General features: G+C 64.3%; 24 protein-coding genes and 2 tRNA genes. 15 read left to right on the top strand and 11 right to left on the bottom strand.

Annotation, left to right across the window (positions count from 1 at the left end; genetic code table 11):
- Nucleotides 1-86: 86 nt before the first annotated feature.
- Nucleotides 87-275 (top strand): hypothetical protein, encoded by a 189-nt coding sequence (locus ACODRZ_RS00835; RefSeq protein WP_285018080.1) that lies wholly within the window; start codon nucleotides 87-89, stop codon nucleotides 273-275.
- Between the two features lie 4 nt (nucleotides 276-279).
- Here the strand turns inward: ACODRZ_RS00835 and ACODRZ_RS00840 are convergent, their stop codons facing one another.
- The 7 genes from ACODRZ_RS00840 to ACODRZ_RS00870 all read right to left on the bottom strand — a co-directional run bounded on the left by ACODRZ_RS00840 (nucleotide 280) and on the right by ACODRZ_RS00870 (nucleotide 5,558).
- Nucleotides 280-819, bottom strand: a complete 540-nt coding sequence (locus ACODRZ_RS00840) for a nucleoside 2-deoxyribosyltransferase domain-containing protein (RefSeq protein WP_488969127.1) — start codon at nucleotides 817-819, stop codon at nucleotides 280-282.
- A 2-nt stretch (nucleotides 820-821) separates the two neighbouring features.
- The gene (gene gloB / locus ACODRZ_RS00845; RefSeq protein ID WP_488969128.1) at nucleotides 822-1,583 is read right to left on the bottom strand and encodes a hydroxyacylglutathione hydrolase; all 762 of its coding nucleotides are present in this window, start codon (nucleotides 1,581-1,583) and stop codon (nucleotides 822-824) included.
- Between the two features lie 32 nt (nucleotides 1,584-1,615).
- Nucleotides 1,616-2,017 carry a VOC family protein gene (locus ACODRZ_RS00850; RefSeq protein WP_488969129.1) on the bottom strand — a complete coding sequence of 134 codons (402 nt, stop codon included), beginning with the start codon at nucleotides 2,015-2,017 and terminating at the stop codon, nucleotides 1,616-1,618.
- A 132-nt stretch (nucleotides 2,018-2,149) separates the two neighbouring features.
- Nucleotides 2,150-3,862, bottom strand: coding sequence for a 30S ribosomal protein S1 (gene rpsA, locus ACODRZ_RS00855; RefSeq protein ID WP_271181733.1), 1,713 nt, complete (start codon nucleotides 3,860-3,862; stop codon nucleotides 2,150-2,152).
- 257 nt (nucleotides 3,863-4,119) lie between these two features.
- The gene (locus ACODRZ_RS00860; RefSeq protein ID WP_488969130.1) at nucleotides 4,120-4,368 is read right to left on the bottom strand and encodes a hypothetical protein; all 249 of its coding nucleotides are present in this window, start codon (nucleotides 4,366-4,368) and stop codon (nucleotides 4,120-4,122) included.
- A gap of 19 nt (nucleotides 4,369-4,387) precedes the next feature.
- A complete protein-coding gene (locus tag ACODRZ_RS00865; protein ID WP_488969131.1) occupies nucleotides 4,388-4,516 on the bottom strand; it encodes a hypothetical protein in 129 nt (42 codons plus the stop codon).
- Between the two features lie 37 nt (nucleotides 4,517-4,553).
- Nucleotides 4,554-5,558, bottom strand: a complete 1,005-nt coding sequence (locus tag ACODRZ_RS00870; RefSeq protein WP_488969132.1) for a beta-1,6-N-acetylglucosaminyltransferase — start codon at nucleotides 5,556-5,558, stop codon at nucleotides 4,554-4,556.
- 218 nt (nucleotides 5,559-5,776) lie between these two features.
- On the opposite strand from ACODRZ_RS00870, the gene ACODRZ_RS00875 reads away from it, so the two are divergent.
- Nucleotides 5,777-6,280 (top strand): Mpo1 family 2-hydroxy fatty acid dioxygenase, encoded by a 504-nt coding sequence (locus tag ACODRZ_RS00875; protein WP_488969133.1) that lies wholly within the window; start codon nucleotides 5,777-5,779, stop codon nucleotides 6,278-6,280.
- On the opposite strand, the gene ACODRZ_RS00880 is transcribed toward ACODRZ_RS00875, so the two are convergent.
- Nucleotides 6,268-6,894, bottom strand: a complete 627-nt coding sequence (locus ACODRZ_RS00880; RefSeq protein ID WP_488969134.1) for a (d)CMP kinase — start codon at nucleotides 6,892-6,894, stop codon at nucleotides 6,268-6,270. The two genes, ACODRZ_RS00875 and ACODRZ_RS00880, sit on opposite strands and share 13 nt — an antisense overlap.
- Entirely contained in the window at nucleotides 6,891-8,222 is a 1,332-nt protein-coding gene (aroA, locus tag ACODRZ_RS00885) for a 3-phosphoshikimate 1-carboxyvinyltransferase (RefSeq protein WP_488969151.1), read from the bottom strand. The genes ACODRZ_RS00880 and aroA overlap by 4 nt, the downstream gene beginning before the upstream one ends.
- A gap of 217 nt (nucleotides 8,223-8,439) precedes the next feature.
- Here aroA and ACODRZ_RS00890 point away from each other — a divergent pair, with 217 nt between their 5' ends.
- From ACODRZ_RS00890 to ACODRZ_RS00935, 10 genes are all read left to right on the top strand, one after another.
- Complete coding sequence (locus ACODRZ_RS00890; RefSeq protein ID WP_488969135.1) at nucleotides 8,440-8,760, top strand: TIGR02300 family protein; 321 nt, start codon at nucleotides 8,440-8,442, stop codon at nucleotides 8,758-8,760.
- A 343-nt stretch (nucleotides 8,761-9,103) separates the two neighbouring features.
- Nucleotides 9,104-9,179: transfer RNA gene (locus ACODRZ_RS00895), tRNA-Ala, on the top strand.
- A gap of 162 nt (nucleotides 9,180-9,341) precedes the next feature.
- Nucleotides 9,342-10,799 (top strand): signal recognition particle protein, encoded by a 1,458-nt coding sequence (gene ffh / locus ACODRZ_RS00900; RefSeq protein ID WP_488969136.1) that lies wholly within the window; start codon nucleotides 9,342-9,344, stop codon nucleotides 10,797-10,799.
- Between the two features lie 39 nt (nucleotides 10,800-10,838).
- A complete protein-coding gene (rpsP, locus tag ACODRZ_RS00905; RefSeq protein WP_488969137.1) occupies nucleotides 10,839-11,264 on the top strand; it encodes a 30S ribosomal protein S16 in 426 nt (141 codons plus the stop codon).
- A 3-nt stretch (nucleotides 11,265-11,267) separates the two neighbouring features.
- Nucleotides 11,268-11,783 carry a ribosome maturation factor RimM gene (gene rimM, locus ACODRZ_RS00910; RefSeq protein WP_488969138.1) on the top strand — a complete coding sequence of 172 codons (516 nt, stop codon included), beginning with the start codon at nucleotides 11,268-11,270 and terminating at the stop codon, nucleotides 11,781-11,783.
- 131 nt (nucleotides 11,784-11,914) lie between these two features.
- Nucleotides 11,915-12,079, top strand: a complete 165-nt coding sequence (locus tag ACODRZ_RS00915) for a hypothetical protein (protein ID WP_488969139.1) — start codon at nucleotides 11,915-11,917, stop codon at nucleotides 12,077-12,079.
- A gap of 82 nt (nucleotides 12,080-12,161) precedes the next feature.
- Nucleotides 12,162-12,440 carry a type II toxin-antitoxin system VapC family toxin gene (locus ACODRZ_RS00920; RefSeq protein WP_488969140.1) on the top strand — a complete coding sequence of 93 codons (279 nt, stop codon included), beginning with the start codon at nucleotides 12,162-12,164 and terminating at the stop codon, nucleotides 12,438-12,440.
- 762 nt (nucleotides 12,441-13,202) lie between these two features.
- A complete protein-coding gene (gene trmD, locus ACODRZ_RS00925; RefSeq protein ID WP_488971050.1) occupies nucleotides 13,203-13,949 on the top strand; it encodes a tRNA (guanosine(37)-N1)-methyltransferase TrmD in 747 nt (248 codons plus the stop codon).
- Nucleotides 13,946-14,311, top strand: a complete 366-nt coding sequence (gene rplS / locus ACODRZ_RS00930) for a 50S ribosomal protein L19 (protein WP_488971051.1) — start codon at nucleotides 13,946-13,948, stop codon at nucleotides 14,309-14,311. The genes trmD and rplS overlap by 4 nt, the downstream gene beginning before the upstream one ends.
- A gap of 329 nt (nucleotides 14,312-14,640) precedes the next feature.
- Nucleotides 14,641-14,913, top strand: coding sequence for an HU family DNA-binding protein (locus tag ACODRZ_RS00935; protein WP_008829169.1), 273 nt, complete (start codon nucleotides 14,641-14,643; stop codon nucleotides 14,911-14,913).
- A 224-nt stretch (nucleotides 14,914-15,137) separates the two neighbouring features.
- Here ACODRZ_RS00935 and ACODRZ_RS00940 read toward each other — a convergent pair whose 3' ends face one another.
- Entirely contained in the window at nucleotides 15,138-15,977 is an 840-nt protein-coding gene (locus ACODRZ_RS00940) for a TrmH family RNA methyltransferase (RefSeq protein ID WP_488971052.1), read from the bottom strand.
- A 188-nt stretch (nucleotides 15,978-16,165) separates the two neighbouring features.
- Here ACODRZ_RS00940 and ACODRZ_RS00945 point away from each other — a divergent pair.
- The 3 genes from ACODRZ_RS00945 to pssA all read left to right on the top strand — a co-directional run bounded on the left by ACODRZ_RS00945 (nucleotide 16,166) and on the right by pssA (nucleotide 18,058).
- Nucleotides 16,166-16,251 (top strand) — tRNA-Tyr (locus ACODRZ_RS00945).
- A gap of 203 nt (nucleotides 16,252-16,454) precedes the next feature.
- Nucleotides 16,455-17,204, top strand: coding sequence for a phosphatidylserine decarboxylase (locus ACODRZ_RS00950; RefSeq protein WP_488971053.1), 750 nt, complete (start codon nucleotides 16,455-16,457; stop codon nucleotides 17,202-17,204).
- 77 nt (nucleotides 17,205-17,281) lie between these two features.
- Entirely contained in the window at nucleotides 17,282-18,058 is a 777-nt protein-coding gene (pssA, locus tag ACODRZ_RS00955; RefSeq protein WP_488971170.1) for a CDP-diacylglycerol--serine O-phosphatidyltransferase, read from the top strand.
- A gap of 355 nt (nucleotides 18,059-18,413) precedes the next feature.
- Here pssA and ACODRZ_RS00960 read toward each other — a convergent pair whose 3' ends face one another.
- A complete protein-coding gene (locus ACODRZ_RS00960; protein ID WP_488971054.1) occupies nucleotides 18,414-18,677 on the bottom strand; it encodes a hypothetical protein in 264 nt (87 codons plus the stop codon).
- Nucleotides 18,678-18,694 lie beyond the last annotated feature (17 nt).

An 18,694-nucleotide genomic window follows, 5' to 3' on the forward strand; every position in this document is an offset into this window, starting at 1 on the left:
TCGCAGGCGGCGCTGCAAAGCCCTCTTTCGCGAAAGGCGATCCCGCATTAGGCTGGCTCTCCAATAATAAGCAGGAGAGGTGTCTTATGTTCGTGAAGCTAACCGGGGCGGACCGTACCGCGACCGCTATCAACGCCTCGCAAGTCACCTTCGTATCGCAAGTGAGCGAAGGCACCCGCATCCGCTTCGGCGAAGGCCGCTCGGTCACCGTGGTAGAGCCGCTCGACGAAGTGATGGAGCGGCTGAACAAGACACTTTCCTTCCCGGAGACCTGAGGGGCTACTTCGGTTTCCAGCGCTTCAGCCGGGCGCGGACTTCGGCGGTGAGTTCCTCGAAGGTCGCGACCCGGGTGATGCCGTAGCGTTCGGCGGTGATGTCGACGTTGCCCTTGCGCCAGAACCCGTCCGGGCACAGCAGCACAGTCTTGCCGCTGCGCCCATGAAGGCCCAGTTCGAGCAGGCTGATCGGGCTCTGCGTGCCGGGCGCGAGGTACATGACGATCACGTCCGCGCTGTCGAGCGCGGAAAGCTCCCATTCGACCTGCTGGCGGAAATGCGCCTCATCGGCCACGGGCTTCCACGCCGGGTCCCAGTCCGGGCGGCGCGGGTTGAGGAGGATCGCGGGCTCGTCGGCGAGCGCGGCGATCAGGTCCGCCTGCCAGTCCCGCGCGACGCCCATCTCGATGCTGCCGCCGAGGAAGACGCGAGGCCGGTCATGTGAGGCGGGCAGCGGTGTGGGCGACACGACAACCTCGGCGGCGAGAGACGGCGAGGCGGCAAGCGGCAGGGTCATGAGCGCGGCGGCAACGCTTTTCAGCACGGTCAGAACGAATCCTTCGCACTGCGCAGCGCCGCGAACGTCGCCACCGCGTCGCCGGAATGCTCCCAGCGCTTCTGGAGTGCGGGATCGTCGGCCCGCAGGAAAGGGTTGGTGCGCAGTTCCCGCTCCAGCTTGGTCGGCACCGTCGGCAGGCCCTTGTCTCGGCGGCGCGTGATCTCCTCGGCGTAGGCCTGGAGGTCGGCATTGTCGGGATCGGCGTGGAGCGCGAAGCGGGCGTTCGATGCGGTGTACTCGTGCGCGCAGTAGATCATCGTCTCGCCGGGCAAGGCCTTGATGCGCTTGAGCGAGGTCCAGAACTGCTCGGGATTGCCCTCGAACATGCGCCCGCAGCCGAGCGCGAACAGCGCGTCGCCGACGAAGGCAATGCGCGATCCGGGCAAGTGGTAGGCGACGTGGCCGTTGGTGTGGCCGCCGACGTCGATCACGAAAGCCTGCCGGTCGCCGATGGTGATCATGTCGCCCTGGCCGACGGTGCGATCGACCGCCTCGATCTTGGCCGCATCGCCTGCCGGAGCGGTCACCCGGCAGCCGGTAACCGCCTTGATCGCCGCGTTGCCGCCTGCGTGGTCGGGATGCCAGTGGGTGTTCCAGATCTGCGTGATCTGCCAGCCTTTGCGCCCCGCCTGCCGCAGATACTCGTCGGCGTCGGGCGTGTCGATGCAGACGGTTTCCTGGCTCACGGGATCGTGCAGCAGGTAGCCGTAATTGTCGGACAGGCAGGGGAACTGGTGGACTTCGAGCATGGCACTCTCCTTGCGGGGAGAGACTTAGGGATTCATGCGCCTTCGGGAAAGGGCAGGGACAGTTGCCAGCTGACGCCGTGCACATCGCTGAGCCAGGTGAACAGAGGTGCGAACTCGTAGGCGTCGAGCGGCATCATCACCTTGCCACCTGCGCCCAGCACTTTCGCGGCGTGGCGAAGCTGCGCTTCGTCCTCGCAATCGATGAAGATCGAGGTCGCGGGCGTGAAGGTGAAGGCGTGTGGGATCGGGCTGTCGAACACCCGCCACTCGGTGCCACCGAGCGTGAAGCGGGCGGATGACAACTTGCCCTGCGCCTCGCCGCCAGAGTGGCGGTCCAGCTCCGTAACCTCGATGTGATCGGGAAACGCGCGCTTCCACAGGATCAGCGCTTCCTGCGCATCGCCCTGGAACATGAGGAAGGGGGTGGCTTGCATGGTTTTCGATCCTTGCCCGGCTCGCAGCAACAAAGCGGGCGGGGCATCGCGGTTCCCCAAAAGCAAAAGCCCGCCCGGATCGCTCCGGGCGGGCCTTCACTGTTTCAGCTTCGATGAAGCCGAAGACCGTTCTTACGAACGGGCCTTCAGGGCCTCGCCGAGGATGTCGCCGAGCGAAGCGCCCGAGTCCGACGAACCGTACTGCTCCACTGCTTCCTTCTCTTCGGCCAGCTGGCGGGCCTTGACCGAGAAGTTCGGCTTCTTGGAACGGTCGAAACCGGTGACCATGGCGTCGAGCTTCTGGCCGACCTGGAAGCGGTCGGGGCGCTGCTCGTCGCGGTCGCGGCCGAGGTCCGAACGCTTGATGAAGCCGGTGGCGCCATCGTCGCCAGCCTGGACTTCCAGGCCGCCGTCGCGAACTTCGAGAACGGTGACGGTGACGACCTGGCCACGGCGCAGGTTGCCTTCGGCAGCCGAGGAGGCGCCGCCGGCGGCCGGAGCACCACGCTCAAGCTGCTTCATGCCGAGCGAGATGCGCTCCTTCTCGACGTCGACGTCGAGAACCACGGCCGAAACCTGCTCGCCCTTGCGGTGCAGGGCCAGCGCGTCCTCGCCCGAGATGCCCCATGCGATGTCCGACATGTGGACCATGCCGTCCACGTCGCCGTCCAGGCCGATGAACAGACCGAATTCGGTCGCGTTCTTGACTTCGCCTTCGACCTGCGAGCCGACCGGGTGACGCTCTGCGAACGCTTCCCACGGGTTCTGCTGAGCCTGCTTCAGGCCGAGCGAGATGCGGCGCTTGTCCGAATCGACTTCGAGGACGACCACTTCGACTTCCTGCGAGGTAGAGACGATCTTGCCCGGGTGGACGTTCTTCTTGGTCCAGGACATTTCCGAAACGTGGACGAGGCCCTCGATCCCGGCTTCCAGCTCCACGAAGGCGCCGTATTCGGTGATGTTGGTGACAGTGCCCTGCAGCTTCGCACCGACCGGGTACTTGACGCCTGCGCCTTCCCACGGATCGCTTTCCAGCTGCTTCATGCCGAGGCTGATGCGCTGGGTTTCGCTGTTGATGCGGATGATCTGCACCTTCACGGTGTCGCCGATGGCGATCACTTCGCTCGGGTGGTTGACGCGCTTGTAGCTCATGTCGGTGACATGGAGCAGGCCGTCGATGCCGCCGAGGTCAACGAACGCACCGTAGTCGGTGATGTTCTTGACGACGCCGTCGATGACCTGGCCTTCGCTCAGCTTGTCGATCAGCTCGCTGCGCTGTTCGGCGCGGGTCTCTTCGAGGACGGCGCGGCGCGACACGACGATGTTGCCACGGCGACGGTCCATCTTGAGAATCTGGAAGGGCTGCGGCACGTCCATCAGCGGGGTGACGTCGCGCACGGGGCGGATGTCGACCTGCGAGCCGGGGAGGAATGCAACGGCGCCGTCGAGGTCGACGGTGAAGCCGCCCTTGACGCGGCCGAAGATCACGCCTTCGACGCGCTTGCCTTCGCCGAACTCGCTCTCAAGCTTGTCCCAGGCGGCTTCGCGGCGTGCGCGGTCGCGCGACAGCATCGCTTCGCCGTCGGCGTTTTCGACGCGGTCGACGTAAACTTCGACTTCGTCACCGACCTTCAGGCCGTGGTCGTCTTCACCGCGCGCGAACTCGCGCAGCGACACGCGGCCTTCGCTCTTGAGGCCCACGTCGATGACGGCCTTGTCGTTCTCGATCGCGGTGACGGTGCCCTTGACGACGCGGCCTTCGAAGCCGTCGTCAGCGACGCCGCCGAGCTGCTCGTCGAGCATCTTCGCGAAATCGTCGCGGGTCGGATTGGCAACAGATGCCATCAACACATTTCCTTCGTTCGATTTTTCCGGCCTGGCGGTTGTATCCGCCGGTCTTTTCTCCGCTGCCTGCACCATGCAGGAAAACGGGCCAAAGGGGCCGAACTGCCGCGGCGGCCGGATGCCGTTCGCGGCGCCCCTGAGGCAGATGCCTTTCGGGACCCGGGGCCATTACGCGCGAGGGGGCGGAAACGCAAGGGATTTGGCATTTCCCGTGACATCGACGGCCCCGCAACGACCACGGTGAGCAAGCGGCGGCGTCACCCGTGTGCGTGACTGATGCGCTGGCCGTCACCGTCCCCGCCTGCCTCGAGCGCGAACTGCCGGGCGATGGCAGTATCGAGCTTGTCGAGCGGGGTCAGTTTGGCATCGCGCTTTTCGGCCGAGATGGCCTCCGCCTCCCACGCTTTGGCTGCAGCCATCGCGATGCCCCGGCGGTTTTCGAGGGGCTCGCTGAGGGCTTTCGCGCGCTGCAGCGCTTCTTGCTCTCTGCAGAAAGTTGCCGACATGCGCATTTCTGCTGCTCCCTTAGCGCTTCATGTTTTGAAGACCGGCGACCACGCCCGGCTTTTCGGTCGGTTTGGACGCATTGGTCTTCGGCTTTGCGGCCTTGGGCTTGCGAATTTCGCGGTTCGATTTCTTCTGCGACTTGGCCATGTTCGTTCTTCCCGTGGTGGTTCGATGGAGCGCGCTGTCAGGCGGCGACGACGTCCGGCAGGCTCGAAAATGCGGCCGCCGGACGGTAGATATTCGCCGCGTCCGAGCACAGATGGCGTTCGAGCAGCGAGAGAATCGCGGTGTCGGTCTCCGCGTCGAACTTGCGCGCGAACAGGTCTGGGCTTGCCCGCAAGCGGTCGATGTCGCGTTCGTCGTAATTGCGCGGGCGCAGCTTGATGTCGCCATCCGGGATCCAGTCTATCATCCGCAGATCGTCGTTCATGACGATGCCGTGGTCCCCACCGTTCATCATCACGGTCTGGAAGAAGGCTTCGTCCGCGATGAAACTGTTGCGATAGAATGTCTTGAACGAGTCGGCTCGCCGATCATGGCAGACATATTCGCAGAAGCTGCGGGTCACGGCCTTCCACTGGGTGCCGATGAAGGGCGTACTGCCCGCGAGGTAGGGGCGGGCGGCTCCCGGCGTCAGCTTGCCATGCTCTTCGGTGAACCGATGGCTGATGCGATTCAGGGTGTCAGGCCGTTCCTTGCGCTGATCGAGCGCGCGGATGAACTGCTTGCCCGGATTGGCCGCAAAGAATTGACGGATGTAGTTCTGGCTCTTGAGAGGAAAGTCCTGGCCGGACAGGTTTATGTAATGTGTCCAGCGACCGTCCATTTCGAGGAGACGAGCCATTCCGCGCAGTTCCGCATCGACGAGGCTGTAGCCACCCCACAGCGCATTTTGCGGGTCGAGGATCGCTACCCCCTGATAGGGCTGCAGAAAGGACGCAAAGTCATTCGCAAGGGCCTCGCCAGAGCTTTTGTCGACATGGATGACGTATTGGTTTCCCGCTTTATAGATGGCCTCGAAGAGCCGCTTGAACTGCGCCGGATAGCGGTGAACGAGCAGGAAATAAGCAATCATGCGGTTGTCCATTTCGAGCCGCGTGTGACTGGCTGTCAAAATCCAGGCAATGGCGGCAACGTTTCCTGTCTCAGGAAAGCCGATCGAAAAGTATTTTTGATCGTGAAGAGACACCGCTGGACAGGGTTGCGACGAAATAATTTGCAACAGCGTGGCGAATACATGGCTATCCGCTGGAGATATTACAAGGTTTCCCGAAGGCGATGGTTTCGCTCGATCAGGAGCGGTGCTCGCAGGCTGGGCGGGAAATTCCGTTTGCCGCGCAATAGGGCCGCCAACATCGCTGGCTGAATTTTTTCATGCCGCTATCATGCCGTTCGGGAGAAAAAGAGATGTCCGAACGGCTCGTGCGCCATCTGGCGCAATATGCGGCGTATCACCGCGACCGGCGCAATGTGATGACCCACATGATCGGCATTCCGATGATCGTGCTGGCGGTCGAGGTGCTGCTGGCGCGGCCCCGGATCGAGATCGCGGGTATCAGCCTGGCCGCCGTCGATTTCGCCATCGTCGCGGTGTGCTGCTTCTACTTCACGCTCGACCGCAAGCTGGCTTGCGGCATGGCCGTGGTGCTTGCGGTGGGCAAGGTGATCGGCGGCAAGCTGGCCGAGCAGAATACCGCGACATGGCTGGGCTGGGGACTGGGCCTGTTCGTGGTGGGCTGGCTGTTCCAGCTGCTCGGCCACAAGTGGGAGGGGCGCAAGCCCGCTTTTCTAGACGATGTGCGCGGCCTGCTGATCGGCCCGCTCTTCGTGCTGGCCGAGGCGGTGTTCCACTTCGGCAGGCGGCTCGAACTGCGCGGGGCGATCGAGAGGCAGCTCGCTCAGGCCGATTGAACGAGCGCGTCCACGGCGGCGATGGCGGCGGCGATCGCCTCCTCGCGCTTGAGGGACGAGGTGTCGATCACGATTGCGTCGTCGGCTGCCCGGAGCGGGGCATCCTTGCGGCTGCGGTCGCGCTCGTCCCGGGCGGCGAGGTCGGCGGCGATCTCCTCGAGCGAGACGTCGCGGCCGTGGGCATGCATCTCGAGGAAGCGGCGCTGCGCGCGGGCCTCGACCGAGGCGACGACGAAGAGCTTCGCCGCCGCTTCGGGTGCGATGACGGTGCCGATGTCGCGCCCGTCGAGCACCGCGCCGCCCGGCTGGGTGGCGAAGCTGCGCTGGCGCTCGAACAGGGCCTGGCGCACGGCCGGGTGGATCGAGACGCGGCTGGCGAGGCCGCCGGTCGCTTCCGAGCGCAGTTCGGGATCGGAAAGCAACTCTGGCGCGAAGGCGCAGGCCGCCAGCGCATCGACCGGGTCGTCCGGGTTGCCGCCGTCGAGCACGCACTGGCGGCCCACCGCGCGGTAGAGCAATCCGGTATCGAGGTGCGGCAGGTGGAAGTGTGCGGCGAGGGCCTTGGCGATCGTGCCCTTGCCCGAGGCGGTAGGTCCGTCGACGGCGATGATCATGCGGCGCCTCCATCCTGACTCAGAGCCTCGAGCATCGATTCGAACACCGGGAAGCTGGTGGCGATGGGCCGCACGTCGTCCACTTCCACGCCCGCCCGGCTGGCGAGGCCCGCGATGGCCATCGACATGGCGATGCGGTGGTCGAGGTGCGTGGCGATGGCGCCATTGGTGCCGACGAGCGGGGTGCCGCCGGTGCCGGTGATGACCATGCCGTCCTCGGTTTCACGCACCGTGGCGCCGGCAGCGGCGAGGGCGGTTGCCATGACGGAGATACGGTCAGACTCCTTGACGCGCAGTTCCTCGAGGCCGGTGGTGGTGGTCACGCCCTCGGCCAGCGATGCGGCGACGAAGAGCGCGGGGAACTCATCCACCATGGCGGGCACGATGGCGGGATCGACCTCGATGCCCTTGAGGGCGGAGTGCCTGACCAGCAGGTCGGCGACCGGCTCGCCGCCGACTTCGCGGGGGTTCACAGCCTCGATGGAGCCGCCCATCTGGCGCAGCACTTCGACGATCCCGGCGCGGGTGGGGTTGAGGCCGACGTTCTCGATCAGCACTTCGCTGCCCGGGATGATCAGGGCGGCGACGATGAAGAAGGCTGCCGAGGAGGGATCGCCCGGAACCTCGATCGTCTGCGGCTTCAGTTCGGCTTCGCCCCGGATCGAGATCACGCGGGCGCCGTCGGCGTCGGTCTCGACGGTCAGGTCGGCGCCGAAGCCGCGCAGCATGCGCTCGGAATGGTCGCGGGTGGACACCGGCTCGATCACGGTGGTGATGCCCGGGGTATTGAGGCCGGCGAGCAGGATCGCGCTCTTTACCTGCGCCGAAGCCATCGGCAGGCGGTAGCGGATCGGCACGGCGGGCGAGGCGCCCTTGAGGATAAGGGGCAGGCGGCCGCCCTCGCTGGCGTCGAAGCTTGCGCCCATCGTCGAAAGCGGGTCGATCACACGGCCCATCGGGCGCTTGGACAGCGATCCGTCGCCGATGAACGTCGCGGTGATCGGGTGGCTGGCGACGAGGCCCATCAGGAGGCGCGTCGAAGTGCCCGAGTTGCCCATGTCAAGCGGGGCGTCCGGCTGGAGCAGGGCGCCCACCCCCACGCCGTTGACGGTCCAGGCGCCCTCTCCAGTGCGCGTCACGGTGGCGCCCATCGCGCGCATCGCGGCGGCGGTGGCGAGAACGTCCTCGCCTTCCAGCAGGCCGGTCACCTTCGTCTCGCCGACGGCCAGTGCGCCCAGCATGATCGAGCGATGGCTGATGGACTTGTCGCCCGGAACCCGGATTCGCCCTTTCAGCGACCCGGTCGGCAGGAAGCGGCGGGGGCGCATGCTGGCAATGTCGTGGCTCACAGGTCGGTCTTTCCGGGACGGGAGGATTCAAAAACGGGGCGGCTTTTGACAGCGCGTGTCCGCTATGGCAAGGCGCGCGCCCTGATGCAGCCTGCGCGCTTGATTTCGCCAGACTTGATTAAGTACGCAGGCTTTCCCATCAAGACACGGATTTATTCGCCCGCGCCATCCGGAACGGGCCAGACGAGGACTTTCCATGGCCAAGGCTGAATGGGGCGCCAAGCATGGCTGCCCGAAATGCGGCACCCGCTTCTACGACCTGGGCAAGGATGACCCGGTCACCTGCATCGAATGCGGCAACGAATGGACGCCTGAGCCGGTGCTCAAGTCCAAGCAACCGATTCCCTACGAGGAAATCCAGAAGAAGAAGGAGGTCGAGCAGGAAGACTCCGACCTGGCCGAGGACGATCTGGACATCGACGATGACGGCGATTCGCCGGACAACGACGTCGATCTCGGCGGTGACGACGATCTCGGCATCGGCGCCGGCGACGACGACGACGACATCGAAAGCTGAGTTGATCTGATCCGGGGCCGGTTCGCTTTCAAGCGAACCGGCCCCGACTGGTTATGGGGCCAGGTTCGGTGGGGTACGCGCTGCCGGGCTTTCGCTCTTGCCTGCGCTCCCACTCTTTTCGTCATTCCCGCCTCGCCGGGATGACTGGATGGGATTGGCAATGAGGGGGCGAGCGCGCTTCAAAAACCCGGCCCTGAAAAAAATCGACATCACGCAAATTTTCCTCTTGCCAAGTTTTCAGACCGCCCGTAGATGGCGGCCTCCCAAGCGGAAGCGCTTCTTCGAAACGCCGAAAACAAGGGAAACGGGTTGGTTCTCCCAGAACTAACTTGCTGAAATGATTGGGGCCTTAGCTCAGCTGGGAGAGCGCCTGCATGGCATGCAGGAGGTCAGCGGTTCGATCCCGCTAGGCTCCACCATTTCACTTACATCGAAGTTTCGCATGATTGCGACGCGCTGGTTGACGAGGTTTCGTCCACTGGCGTTTTTTGCTATCAGGTCATGCATCCGCCGGTCAGCGAGGTTTCGCCCACCGGCGTTTTTGGCGTGTTTCGCGCCGGATTTGAAGGAGTGAACGGCCTATGTTCGACAGTCTGTCAGATCGCCTTGGTGGCGTCTTCGACAAGCTGCGCGGCCGTGGTGCGCTCAAGGAGCAGGACGTTCTCGATGCCATGCGCGAAGTGCGCATCGCGTTGCTCGAGGCCGACGTCGCGCTCCCGGTGGTGCGCCGCTTCATCGATACCGTCACGGAAAAGGCCGTGGGCCAGAACGTCCTGCGCTCGGTCACGCCGGGCCAGCAGGTCGTCAAGATCGTCAACGACGCGCTGATCGAGACGCTGGGCGGCGAAGAGACCCCCGGTCTCGATCTTGAGGCCGTGCCGCCGATCGTCATCATGATGGTCGGCCTTCAGGGCTCGGGCAAGACCACCAGCACCGCCAAGATCGCCAAGCTTCTCAAGGAGAAGCAGGGCAAGAAGGTGATGATGGCCTCGCTCGACGTGAACCGTCCGGCGGCGCAGGAACAGCTCAAGGTACTGGGCGAGCAGGTGAGCGTCGCCACGCTCCCGATCATCGCCGGCCAGCAGCCCACCGAGATCGCGACGCGCGCCATGCAGGCCGCGCGCCTGCAGGCCGTGGACGTGCTGCTGCTCGACACCGCGGGCCGTCTCCACGTCGACCAGCAGTTGATGGACGAGATGAAGGCGGTCGCCGCCATCTCGACCCCGCGCGAAACGCTGCTCGTGGTCGACTCGCTGACCGGCCAGGACGCGGTCAACGTCGCGCAGTCGTTCGCGGGGCAGGTGGACCTCACCGGCGTCGTGCTCACCCGCATGGATGGCGATGCGCGCGGCGGTGCGGCGCTGTCGATGCGTGCCGTCACCGGCAAGCCGATCAAGTTCGCGGGCACCGGCGAGAAGATGGACGCGCTGGAGGTCTTCCACCCCAGCCGCGTCGCCAACCGCATCCTCGGCATGGGCGACATCGTCTCCATGGTCGAGAAGGCGGCCGAGGCGGTCAAGGTCGAAGAGGCCGAAGCGCTTGCCAAGCGCATGGAGCAGGGCAAGTTCGACATGAACGACCTGCGCATGCAGCTCAAGCAGATGCAGAACATGGGCGGCCTCGGCGCTCTGGCCGGCATGATGCCGGGCATGAAGAAGGCCAAGGCGGCGATGCAGCAGTCCGGCATGGACGATCGCGTGCTGCTGCGCATGGATGCGATCATCGGTTCGATGACGCCCAAGGAGCGCGCCAACCCCGCGCTGCTCAACGCCAAGCGCAAGATCCGCGTCGCCAACGGCTCGGGCACTCAGGTTCAGGACGTCAACAAGCTGCTGAAGATGCACCTCGAGATGTCCAAGGCCATGAAGCAGATCAAGAAGATGGGCGGCCTCAAAGGGCTGGCCGCGATGTTCGGCAAGGGCGGCCTCGATGCCGCGATGCCGGGCCTCGGCGGAGCCGGTCTCGGTCCCTCGGCCGGGGGCTTCCCCGGGCTTGGTGGCGGCGGCGGCGCCGATCTCAGCAAATTCCTGAAACGATAATTTAAAAATTTTCTCAGAAATTACAGAAAGGTAAGTCTCATGTCCGTTTCGATCCGTCTCTCGCGTGGTGGTGCCAAGAAGCGCCCGTACTACAAGATCGTCGTCGCCAACGCGACCGCGCCGCGCGACGGCAAGTACCTGGAGCAGGTCGGCACCTACAACCCGATCCTCGCCAAGGACGACGAGAACCGCGTGCGTCTGGTCGAAGATCGCGTGCGCTACTGGCTGAGCGTCGGCGGCCAGCCGACCGACCGCGTTGCCCGCCTGCTCGACAAGGCCGGCATCAAGGAGCGCGCTGCCACCAACAACCCGAAGCAGGCCGAGCCCGGCAAGAAGGCCAAGGAGCGCGCTGAAGACCGCGCCACCAAGCTGCGCGAAGCCGAAGAAGCCGCTGCCGCTGCAGCCGCTGCTCCGGCCGAGGAAGCTGCTCCCGAGGCAGCCGCCGAGGAATCGACCGAGGCCTAAGCCTTGGTTGACGGCAAGAAGGATCGCCCCGTCACGCTTGCCGCCGTTTCCGGCGCGCATGGCGTGATGGGCGAGGTTCGCCTCAAGCTGTTCGGTGAAGGCGTGGCGGCGCTCAAGCGCTACCGCGCCTTCAACGATTCCAGCCTCACCGTGGTCAAGCTGAAGGACGACGGCAAGGGCGGCGCGATCGCCCGCTTCGACGAGGTGAAGGACCGCAACGCCGCTGAAAAGCTGCGCGGCACCGTGCTCACCGTCCCGCGCTCGGCGATGCCGGCGCTGGAGGATGGCGAGTACTACCACGCGGACTTTCTCGGCCTGCCCGCCGTCTCGGAAGAGGGCGAGCCGCTCGGCACTTGCGTCGCGGTCGAGAACTTCGGCGCGGGCGACGTGCTGGAGATCGAGCGTCCGATGGCAGAGGACGGCAAGCGCCGCCGCTTCATGGTGCCGATGACGCCCGGTGCGGTTCCTGAATGGAACGACGAGCGCATCGTCCTCAACGCGGCATTCGCTGAGGAATAGCCCGCAGGCGGGCGCGCCTTGCCGCCGGAGCGGCCCGTGGGCAAGGAATACACCACCAGTCGCAATCCGCATGCCTGGGTGCCGAGCCCGACCGCGAATGGATCGCCGCATGGGTCGATGGCGACCTGCGTTTGCGGGCGAAGGACCAGCCCCGGCGCAAGATCGACGTCAGCGGTTTTGCCGGCAAGGCGCCCTGGCTGAAGCCGCTGCCGCCGGAACTGCGCGAATTCGAGGAACGACCGAATAGGATCGCTGCCCGCGAGCAGGCTGAGCGCGGCGAATGGCGCGCTACATGATCGACGCGGATAGCTCGATTTACGCGATGGTGGATCGAGCAAGTCCGGTCAATGCCCGGCTGGCCGATGCGAACCGGGTGATGTGGTCATATCGACCATCAGTTTCGCCGAGATCGCATTGGGCGTGCAACTGCAGAAGCCGCCGCCGCCGGGCGTCCTCGAGGCGTTTCTCGAAGCCCTACCGCTGGTGCCCTTCGACGAAGCGGCCGCGCGGGAATACGCAAGGCTGCCGTTCAGGCGCGCCCGTTTCGACCGCCTGCTGGCCGCCCACGCGCTGAGCATCGGCGCGATCGTCATAACGAACAACGAAGCCGACTTCGCGGATGTGACCGGGTTGAAGGTGGAGAACTGGACGAGATGATGCCGGGCGGAGTGGTCGGCAGCGAAGTCCGGCGACAGCTTGCGCCCCGTTGCTGCCACCCAAACATGGTTGTCATCCCAGCGAAAGCTGGGACCGCTCTCGTCATCACGCGGCTTCTCGGCGAGGCCGGGATGAAATTAGCAATGCCTTGCCGCGAGGGCTCATCATGGTCACGACGGTCCCAGCCTTCGCTGGGATGACGGTTCTTTTTCTGGATCGGCAGGTAACCATCCAAATCCGCCGTCACCCTGAACTTGTTTAGCTGCGCTGGCCTTCGGCTCAGGGTCCATCAAGCCGATAGCTCAGGTTCATGATCGGTGAACCGAGGTGGCGGTTTACGACAGAACGCACCGGCACTAACTGCCCGATGGATCCTGAAACGAGTTCAGGATGACGGCGTGGGGGGCAATGGCAGCTCACCACCCAAACCAGACCAGACCTATCGATCCAAGGTGGGCGGTGAGCTTCTCTTTGCGCCGGAACTCGCGCTCTGTCCTACACGGAACGAGCTCGGTAACATGTCGCGCATGACCACTCTGCCGCGCTTTTCCGACCTGTCACCTTGCGGTTCCTCCAAAGGTCACAGCTATATGGGAGAAAACATAATCATATCAATTATTAATACCGAAGATCTCCGGTGTTTCGCACACGCTTTCGTGTCAACCGGACAGGGCCGATGAACGGGTTTGAGACCGACGCCGCCGCGGCCTATCCTTTCGCCAGCACCTTGATCGCCGCGCCGTGTCGGGCCAAGGGCGAGCGATGACTTTCTCTGCCACCGTGCTCACCCTTTACCCCGAGATGTTCCCCGGCCCCCTCGGCGTGTCGCTTGCGGGCAGGGCTTTGTCCGAGGGCAAGTGGTCGATCGATCCGGTCCACATCCGCGACTTCGCCACTGACAGGCATCGCACCGTCGATGATACGCCCGCAGGCGGCGGCGCCGGGATGGTGCTCAAGGTCGATATCCTTGCTGCCGCCATTGACCATGCCCGCGCCACCAATCCGGACGCTCCCGTCATTGCCATGACACCGCGTGGCAAGCCGATCTCGCAGGAGCGTGTGCGCCAGCTTGCAAGCGGCCCCGGCGTCATCCTGCTGTGCGGTCGGTTCGAGGGCTTCGACGAGCGGATATTCGAAGGCCGCGAGGTCGAGGAAGTGTCGGTCGGCGATATCATTCTGTCCGGCGGAGAATGCGCCGCCTTGATGGTACTCGATGCTTGCATTCGGCTGCTTCCCGGCGTAATGGGCGCGCCTTCCAGCGGGACCGAGGAATCGTTCGAGGACGGTCTTCTCGAATACCCGCACTATACCCGACCCCCTGAGTGGGAAGGGCGCACGATCCCTGAAGTGCTGCGATCGGGGGATCATGCGAAGATCGCCGCCTGGCGGAAACAACAGGCAGAAGGCGATACACGGTCACGCAGGCCGGACCTCTGGGAGCGTCACAGGGACGCTCGGGTTCAGCCTGCCTCTGGCGCGCGGCGAAAAAACGAGGATTTGGGTTCATGAACCTGATTCAGCAGATCGAAGCCGAGGAAATCGCCAAGGCTGCGAAGGATATCCCTGAATTCCGTCCGGGCGACACCGTCCGCGTCGGCGTGAAGGTCGTCGAAGGCACCCGCACCCGCGTCCAGGCTTACGAGGGCGTGTGCATCGCGCGCTCGAACCGTGGCATGGGTTCGAACTTCACCGTGCGCAAGATGAGCTTCGGTGAAGGCGTGGAGCGCGTTTTCCCGCTCTACTCGCCGAACATCGACTCGATCACGGTTGTGCGCCGCGGCGTCGTGCGCCGCGCCAAGCTGTACTACCTGCGTGGTCGTACCGGCAAGCGCGCCCGTATCGCCGAGCGTCGCGTCACCGACAACGCATAAGCGAAAGACAGCCCGGCTTCATCGCTGGGCTGCGCAAAAAGGCGGTTCGGATTCGGGCCGCCTTTTTTCGTGCCTCCGTTTCATCCGTGATCATGTCAGCGGAATCGAGAGGCAGGCCCCGGAAGCGAGTCGCGATGCTGCGTCCAGGTGGATGCTGCATTGCACAACGCTTTGTCTCTGAGAAAACGGCGGAAAAACGCGATTAACTGCGAATTTTGGCTCTATTTGGGCCTTGCCACCCGCAGGAAAAACGGCTCAATTCCGTCGCTCTCGAGGCGAATAGAATTTCTCAACCATCCGCTCCACTGAAAGGTAAGGGGGTTCCCATAATGAACAAGAACGATCTCATCAGCGCAGTCGCCGATTCCAGCGGTCTGACCCGCAGCGACGCCACCAAGGCTGTCGAGTCCGTGTTCGACGCGGTCACCGGCGCGCTGAAGAAGGGCGACGAAGTGCGCCTCGTCGGCTTCGGCACCTTCTCGGTCGCCAAGCGCAAGGCTTCGACCGGCCGTAACCCCCGCACCGGCGAGCCGATGGAAATCAAGGCTTCGGCTCAGCCGAAGTTCAAGGCCGGCAAGGGCCTCAAGGATGCCGTCAACTAAGACGGACCAGGGCCTGCAACGCCTCGCAGGCTGACCAGAATAAGCGCCGCGCCAGCCCGTCAGGGTCGGCGCGGCGTTTGTCGTTTGGGCGTGGGTTGGGTGCGGTTCAAGCGGCACTCAACGGTACTCAAGGTGTCCTTGGCGATACCAAGCGATAGTCCAGAGTGTCGGCGGCCTCGCTTCAGTGCGCACGGCGCTACGATGCCGTGCGCACTGAAATAGATTTACTCCGTCTCGCGGGTCGCGGCCGCGTAAAGCGCGATGGCGGCGGCGTTGCTGACGTTGAGACTCTCCATGGCCTCGCTGATCGGAAGTTTGGCGATGGCATCACAGTGCTGCATGATGTTGTGGCGCATGCCGTCCCCCTCGGCGCCAAGTACGAGTGCGACCGGACCGGTTGGGAGGGCCTCTCCAAGCGTCGATTCGGCTGAGCCGTCGAGGCCGATGCGCCAGTAGCCCGCTTCGGCGATTTCCTCGAGAGCGCGGGCAAGGTTCACTACACGGATCCAGGGCAGTACCTCGAGCGCGCCCGACGCCGACTTTGCGAGCGTACCTGATTCGGGCGGGGCATGGCGATCCTGCGTGACGATGCAGCAGGCGTCGAAGGCGGCGGCCGAGCGCATGATGGCGCCGACGTTGTGAGGGTCTGTCACTTGGTCGAGCACCACGACGGGGCGGGCGGCGTCACCGTCCAGCACGTCACCGAGGAACATGTCGTCGAGGGGCGCGCATTCCAGCACGAGGCCCTGGTGCGGTGCGTCCTTGGCCACGAGGCGGGCGAGGTCGGCGGGCTGTGCCCATTCAACCGGGAAGTCGCTGGGCAGTTCGCCGTCGAGCGATTCGACGCCTTCGCGAGTCGCCCAGAGCTTGCGATGGCTGCGATCCGGATTCTTGAGTGCCGCCTCGACGGCGTGCCGGCCCCAGAGGCGCACCATGCCCGTGGAGGCACGACCGCTGCCGCGGCCGTTCTTCATCCGGCCCGCGCGGCCGCGCAGCGCCTTGCCCCGGCGGGCTTCGCCTTCGTCTCCGCCCTGGGGGCCGACGTGTCCGCCACGCTTGGTCATCTGTAGTCCTTTCGAAAAATCTAAGCGTAAATGCAAAAATCTTGTCCCCTCTGGCAGGGAGGGCATTGACAGGCAAGGCTCGGTTCGGCAAAGGCGCGGCTCCTCGGCAACGGGGCACCTTCGGGGGCCTCGACCAACGCCGGATTTCCCAGGTTTTCCTTGGATTTCCAGCCGCCAGCAACTGGTGTGGACAGGTGGCCGAGTGGTTAAAGGCAGCAGACTGTAAATCTGCCCGTGCAAGCGTACGCTGGTTCGAATCCAGCCCTGTCCACCACCAGCTAACCCGGCGAATGAGCGCCGGTCCCGTATGGGGTTTCCACATAGCAAAATGGATGTTCCCCGGTTCGCGGGCGCTATTCACGTCTGGCCGTGGTCTGCGGAAGATCGTGGTGTGCAGCGATTGGCTTTCCCGTGGACAGGGAACAACGGACGCGCGGTGGCATTGCGGTACACGTGCACACTGGCTAGACGAGAACGATGCCCGGAAACATTCTAGATAATCAAGGTCGCGGCGAAGCGTCGTGGCAATGGCCCGCCATTCACAAGGAAGGTCGCAAGTTCGGTGCCATCGCAGGCGTCGTCGCAGCGATTGTCTGGATTCTGTGGGGGCCGTGGTTCGGCTGGCCGCTGGCGGTCCTGACGATCTGCGTGCTCGCGTTCTTCCGTGATCCGATCCGCGTCACGCCGCAGGACGAGCGCGCGATCGTCGCGCCCGCCGATGGCCTCGTCACCCTGATCGGCAAGGTTTCGCCGCCGCGCGAATTGACCATGGACGACGGCAGTGGCGATGCGCCTATGCCGACCGACCTGGTAACCCGCATTTCGATCTTCATGTCGGTGTTCGACGTCCACATCAATCGCTCGCCGATCAGCGGCACGATCAAGCGCGTGATCTATATTCCCGGCAAGTTCGTGAATGCCGACCTCGACAAGGCCAGCGAAGAGAACGAGCGTCAGCACATCCTCGTCGAACGCGGCGATGGCCTGCGCATCTGCTTCACGCAGATCGCGGGACTGGTTGCGCGCCGCATCGTGCCGTTCGTGAAACCGGGCGACATCATCGCTTCCGGTCAGCGCATCGGCCTGATCCGTTTCGGTAGCCGCGTCGATGTCTATCTGCCGGTAGGTGTCGAGCCCAAGGTCCTGATGGGCCAGAAGATCGTCGCGGGTGAAACCGTGCTCGCCGAACTCGGCAGCGCGCCGCTGATCGAGGGCATCGCCCAGTGATCGACGATCAGCCGGGAAGCGATCTGGACGAAGGTCCCGGCGATGCACCGCGTCGACGTCTGGCTCCCGGCCTGTCCATGCGCGCGGTGGTGCCCAATGCGATCACGGCCGCGGCGCTCTGCTCCGGCCTGACCGGCATTCGCTTCGCCATTGCCGGAGATTTCGAGAAGGCTGTGCAGGCGGTGATTCTTGCTGGGCTGCTGGACGGGATCGACGGGCGTGCCGCACGATTGCTCAAGGCACAGACGCGCTTCGGGGCCGAGCTCGACAGTCTTGCCGATTCGATTTCCTTCGGCGTCGCGCCTGCCCTGATCGTCTACTTGTGGACGCTGCATCAGCTTCCCAGCATGGGCTGGATCGCTTCGCTGGCTTTTGCGATCTGCTGCGTATTGCGGCTCGCGCGTTTCAATGCCCGGCTCGACATGCTCGACCAGCCACACAAGGCCGCCGGTTTCCTGACGGGTGTTCCCGCACCGCTTGGTGCCGGCCTTACGTTTCTGCCGCTTTACTTGTGGGTGGCGAGCGGGCGCTTGCCGGAATTCGCCCATCCCATTCTTGTGAGTGGGTGGATGGTGCTGGTGGCTTTCCTGATGATCTCAAGCATTCCGACGCTTGCCTGGTCGCGCATGCGTCCGCCGCCACATCTGAGGCTTGGCGTTCTCGCGCTGGTGGGCCTGACGGTGGCGGCTCTGTTGATCGAGCCCTGGTTCACGCTTGCGGCAGTAACGATCGTCTACCTGCTGTTGATTCCGGTCGGCCTTGTCACTTACAGCAAGGTCAAGCGGCAAGATCAATCGTCGCTGTACCCGGCCACTCCAGCCGCGCCGGCGTGCGACGGGCAGGACCCTTTCTGAGCGAAGCGAGCACGGGCAGTTGCATGCGCTCTATTACCTTCCATGTCACTACCATCGTGCCGGGGCAGGCCGCGAGCTGTGCCCGAAAGGTCAGGGTGTGGGGGCCATAGCGCCGGATCGTCATCAGGATCGAGAATGCCGAAGCCATCGCGGCGAGGGCAAAGAGGCAGGCGGCGAATACAGTCATGACTGTTCCTTTCGAACCTTCGCCCGAGCCCGGCGCCTGAATATACAGGGGGCTGTGGACAGCTTGTGGAAAACTCGAATCTGTTCTAATAATGTTCTGACGGGGGTTAGTTCTCTTTTTGTTCCCAATGAGTCAAGCGCTTTTTGAAGCCCGCAGCCTGGTCTGCGGTCATGCGACGTGAGAGCGGTGCGGATATTGATGAAGGCGGTGGACGACCGGCTTGGGGTGCTGGTTGCGGCGGCGCCGGGATGTTCGGGCCTGACTCTCTGTTCGGGTTTGCAGCGTCCTTACATTGATCGGCGGCGAACCGTTATCCGATCGCATCGCGTGCAGCATGCGGATGGTCGGCAGGGAAGCTGTCAGGCTTTTCCAGATGGTGAGCGCGGCCGCTGCTGCGGCGAGTGCGAACAGGACGGATACAATCGTAGTCATTTGCGAGCGACCTTCTT

The sequence above is a fragment of the Novosphingobium sp. FG90 genome (assembly GCF_057808725.1).

Excerpts from the sequence above, each read along its gene's own strand:
- ACODRZ_RS00835 (WP_285018080.1), top strand. The coding sequence starts at position 87 with ATGTTCGTGAAGCTAACCGGGGCGGACCGTACCGCGACCGCTATCAAC.
- gloB (WP_488969128.1), bottom strand. The coding sequence starts at position 1,583 with ATGCTCGAAGTCCACCAGTTCCCCTGCCTGTCCGACAATTACGGCTAC.
- ACODRZ_RS00850 (WP_488969129.1), bottom strand. The coding sequence starts at position 2,017 with ATGCAAGCCACCCCCTTCCTCATGTTCCAGGGCGATGCGCAGGAAGCG.
- rpsA (WP_271181733.1), bottom strand. The coding sequence starts at position 3,862 with ATGGCATCTGTTGCCAATCCGACCCGCGACGATTTCGCGAAGATGCTC.
- ACODRZ_RS00860 (WP_488969130.1), bottom strand. The coding sequence starts at position 4,368 with ATGTCGGCAACTTTCTGCAGAGAGCAAGAAGCGCTGCAGCGCGCGAAA.
- ACODRZ_RS00865 (WP_488969131.1), bottom strand. The coding sequence starts at position 4,516 with ATGGCCAAGTCGCAGAAGAAATCGAACCGCGAAATTCGCAAGCCCAAG.
- ACODRZ_RS00875 (WP_488969133.1), top strand. The coding sequence starts at position 5,777 with ATGTCCGAACGGCTCGTGCGCCATCTGGCGCAATATGCGGCGTATCAC.
- ACODRZ_RS00880 (WP_488969134.1), bottom strand. The coding sequence starts at position 6,894 with ATGATCATCGCCGTCGACGGACCTACCGCCTCGGGCAAGGGCACGATC.
- aroA (WP_488969151.1), bottom strand. The coding sequence starts at position 8,222 with ATGCGCCCCCGCCGCTTCCTGCCGACCGGGTCGCTGAAAGGGCGAATC.
- ACODRZ_RS00890 (WP_488969135.1), top strand. The coding sequence starts at position 8,440 with ATGGCCAAGGCTGAATGGGGCGCCAAGCATGGCTGCCCGAAATGCGGC.
- ffh (WP_488969136.1), top strand. The coding sequence starts at position 9,342 with ATGTTCGACAGTCTGTCAGATCGCCTTGGTGGCGTCTTCGACAAGCTG.
- rpsP (WP_488969137.1), top strand. The coding sequence starts at position 10,839 with ATGTCCGTTTCGATCCGTCTCTCGCGTGGTGGTGCCAAGAAGCGCCCG.
- trmD (WP_488971050.1), top strand. The coding sequence starts at position 13,203 with ATGACTTTCTCTGCCACCGTGCTCACCCTTTACCCCGAGATGTTCCCC.
- rplS (WP_488971051.1), top strand. The coding sequence starts at position 13,946 with ATGAACCTGATTCAGCAGATCGAAGCCGAGGAAATCGCCAAGGCTGCG.
- ACODRZ_RS00935 (WP_008829169.1), top strand. The coding sequence starts at position 14,641 with ATGAACAAGAACGATCTCATCAGCGCAGTCGCCGATTCCAGCGGTCTG.
- ACODRZ_RS00940 (WP_488971052.1), bottom strand. The coding sequence starts at position 15,977 with ATGACCAAGCGTGGCGGACACGTCGGCCCCCAGGGCGGAGACGAAGGC.
- ACODRZ_RS00950 (WP_488971053.1), top strand. The coding sequence starts at position 16,455 with ATGCCCGGAAACATTCTAGATAATCAAGGTCGCGGCGAAGCGTCGTGG.
- pssA (WP_488971170.1), top strand. The coding sequence starts at position 17,282 with ATGCGCGCGGTGGTGCCCAATGCGATCACGGCCGCGGCGCTCTGCTCC.
- ACODRZ_RS00960 (WP_488971054.1), bottom strand. The coding sequence starts at position 18,677 with ATGACTACGATTGTATCCGTCCTGTTCGCACTCGCCGCAGCAGCGGCC.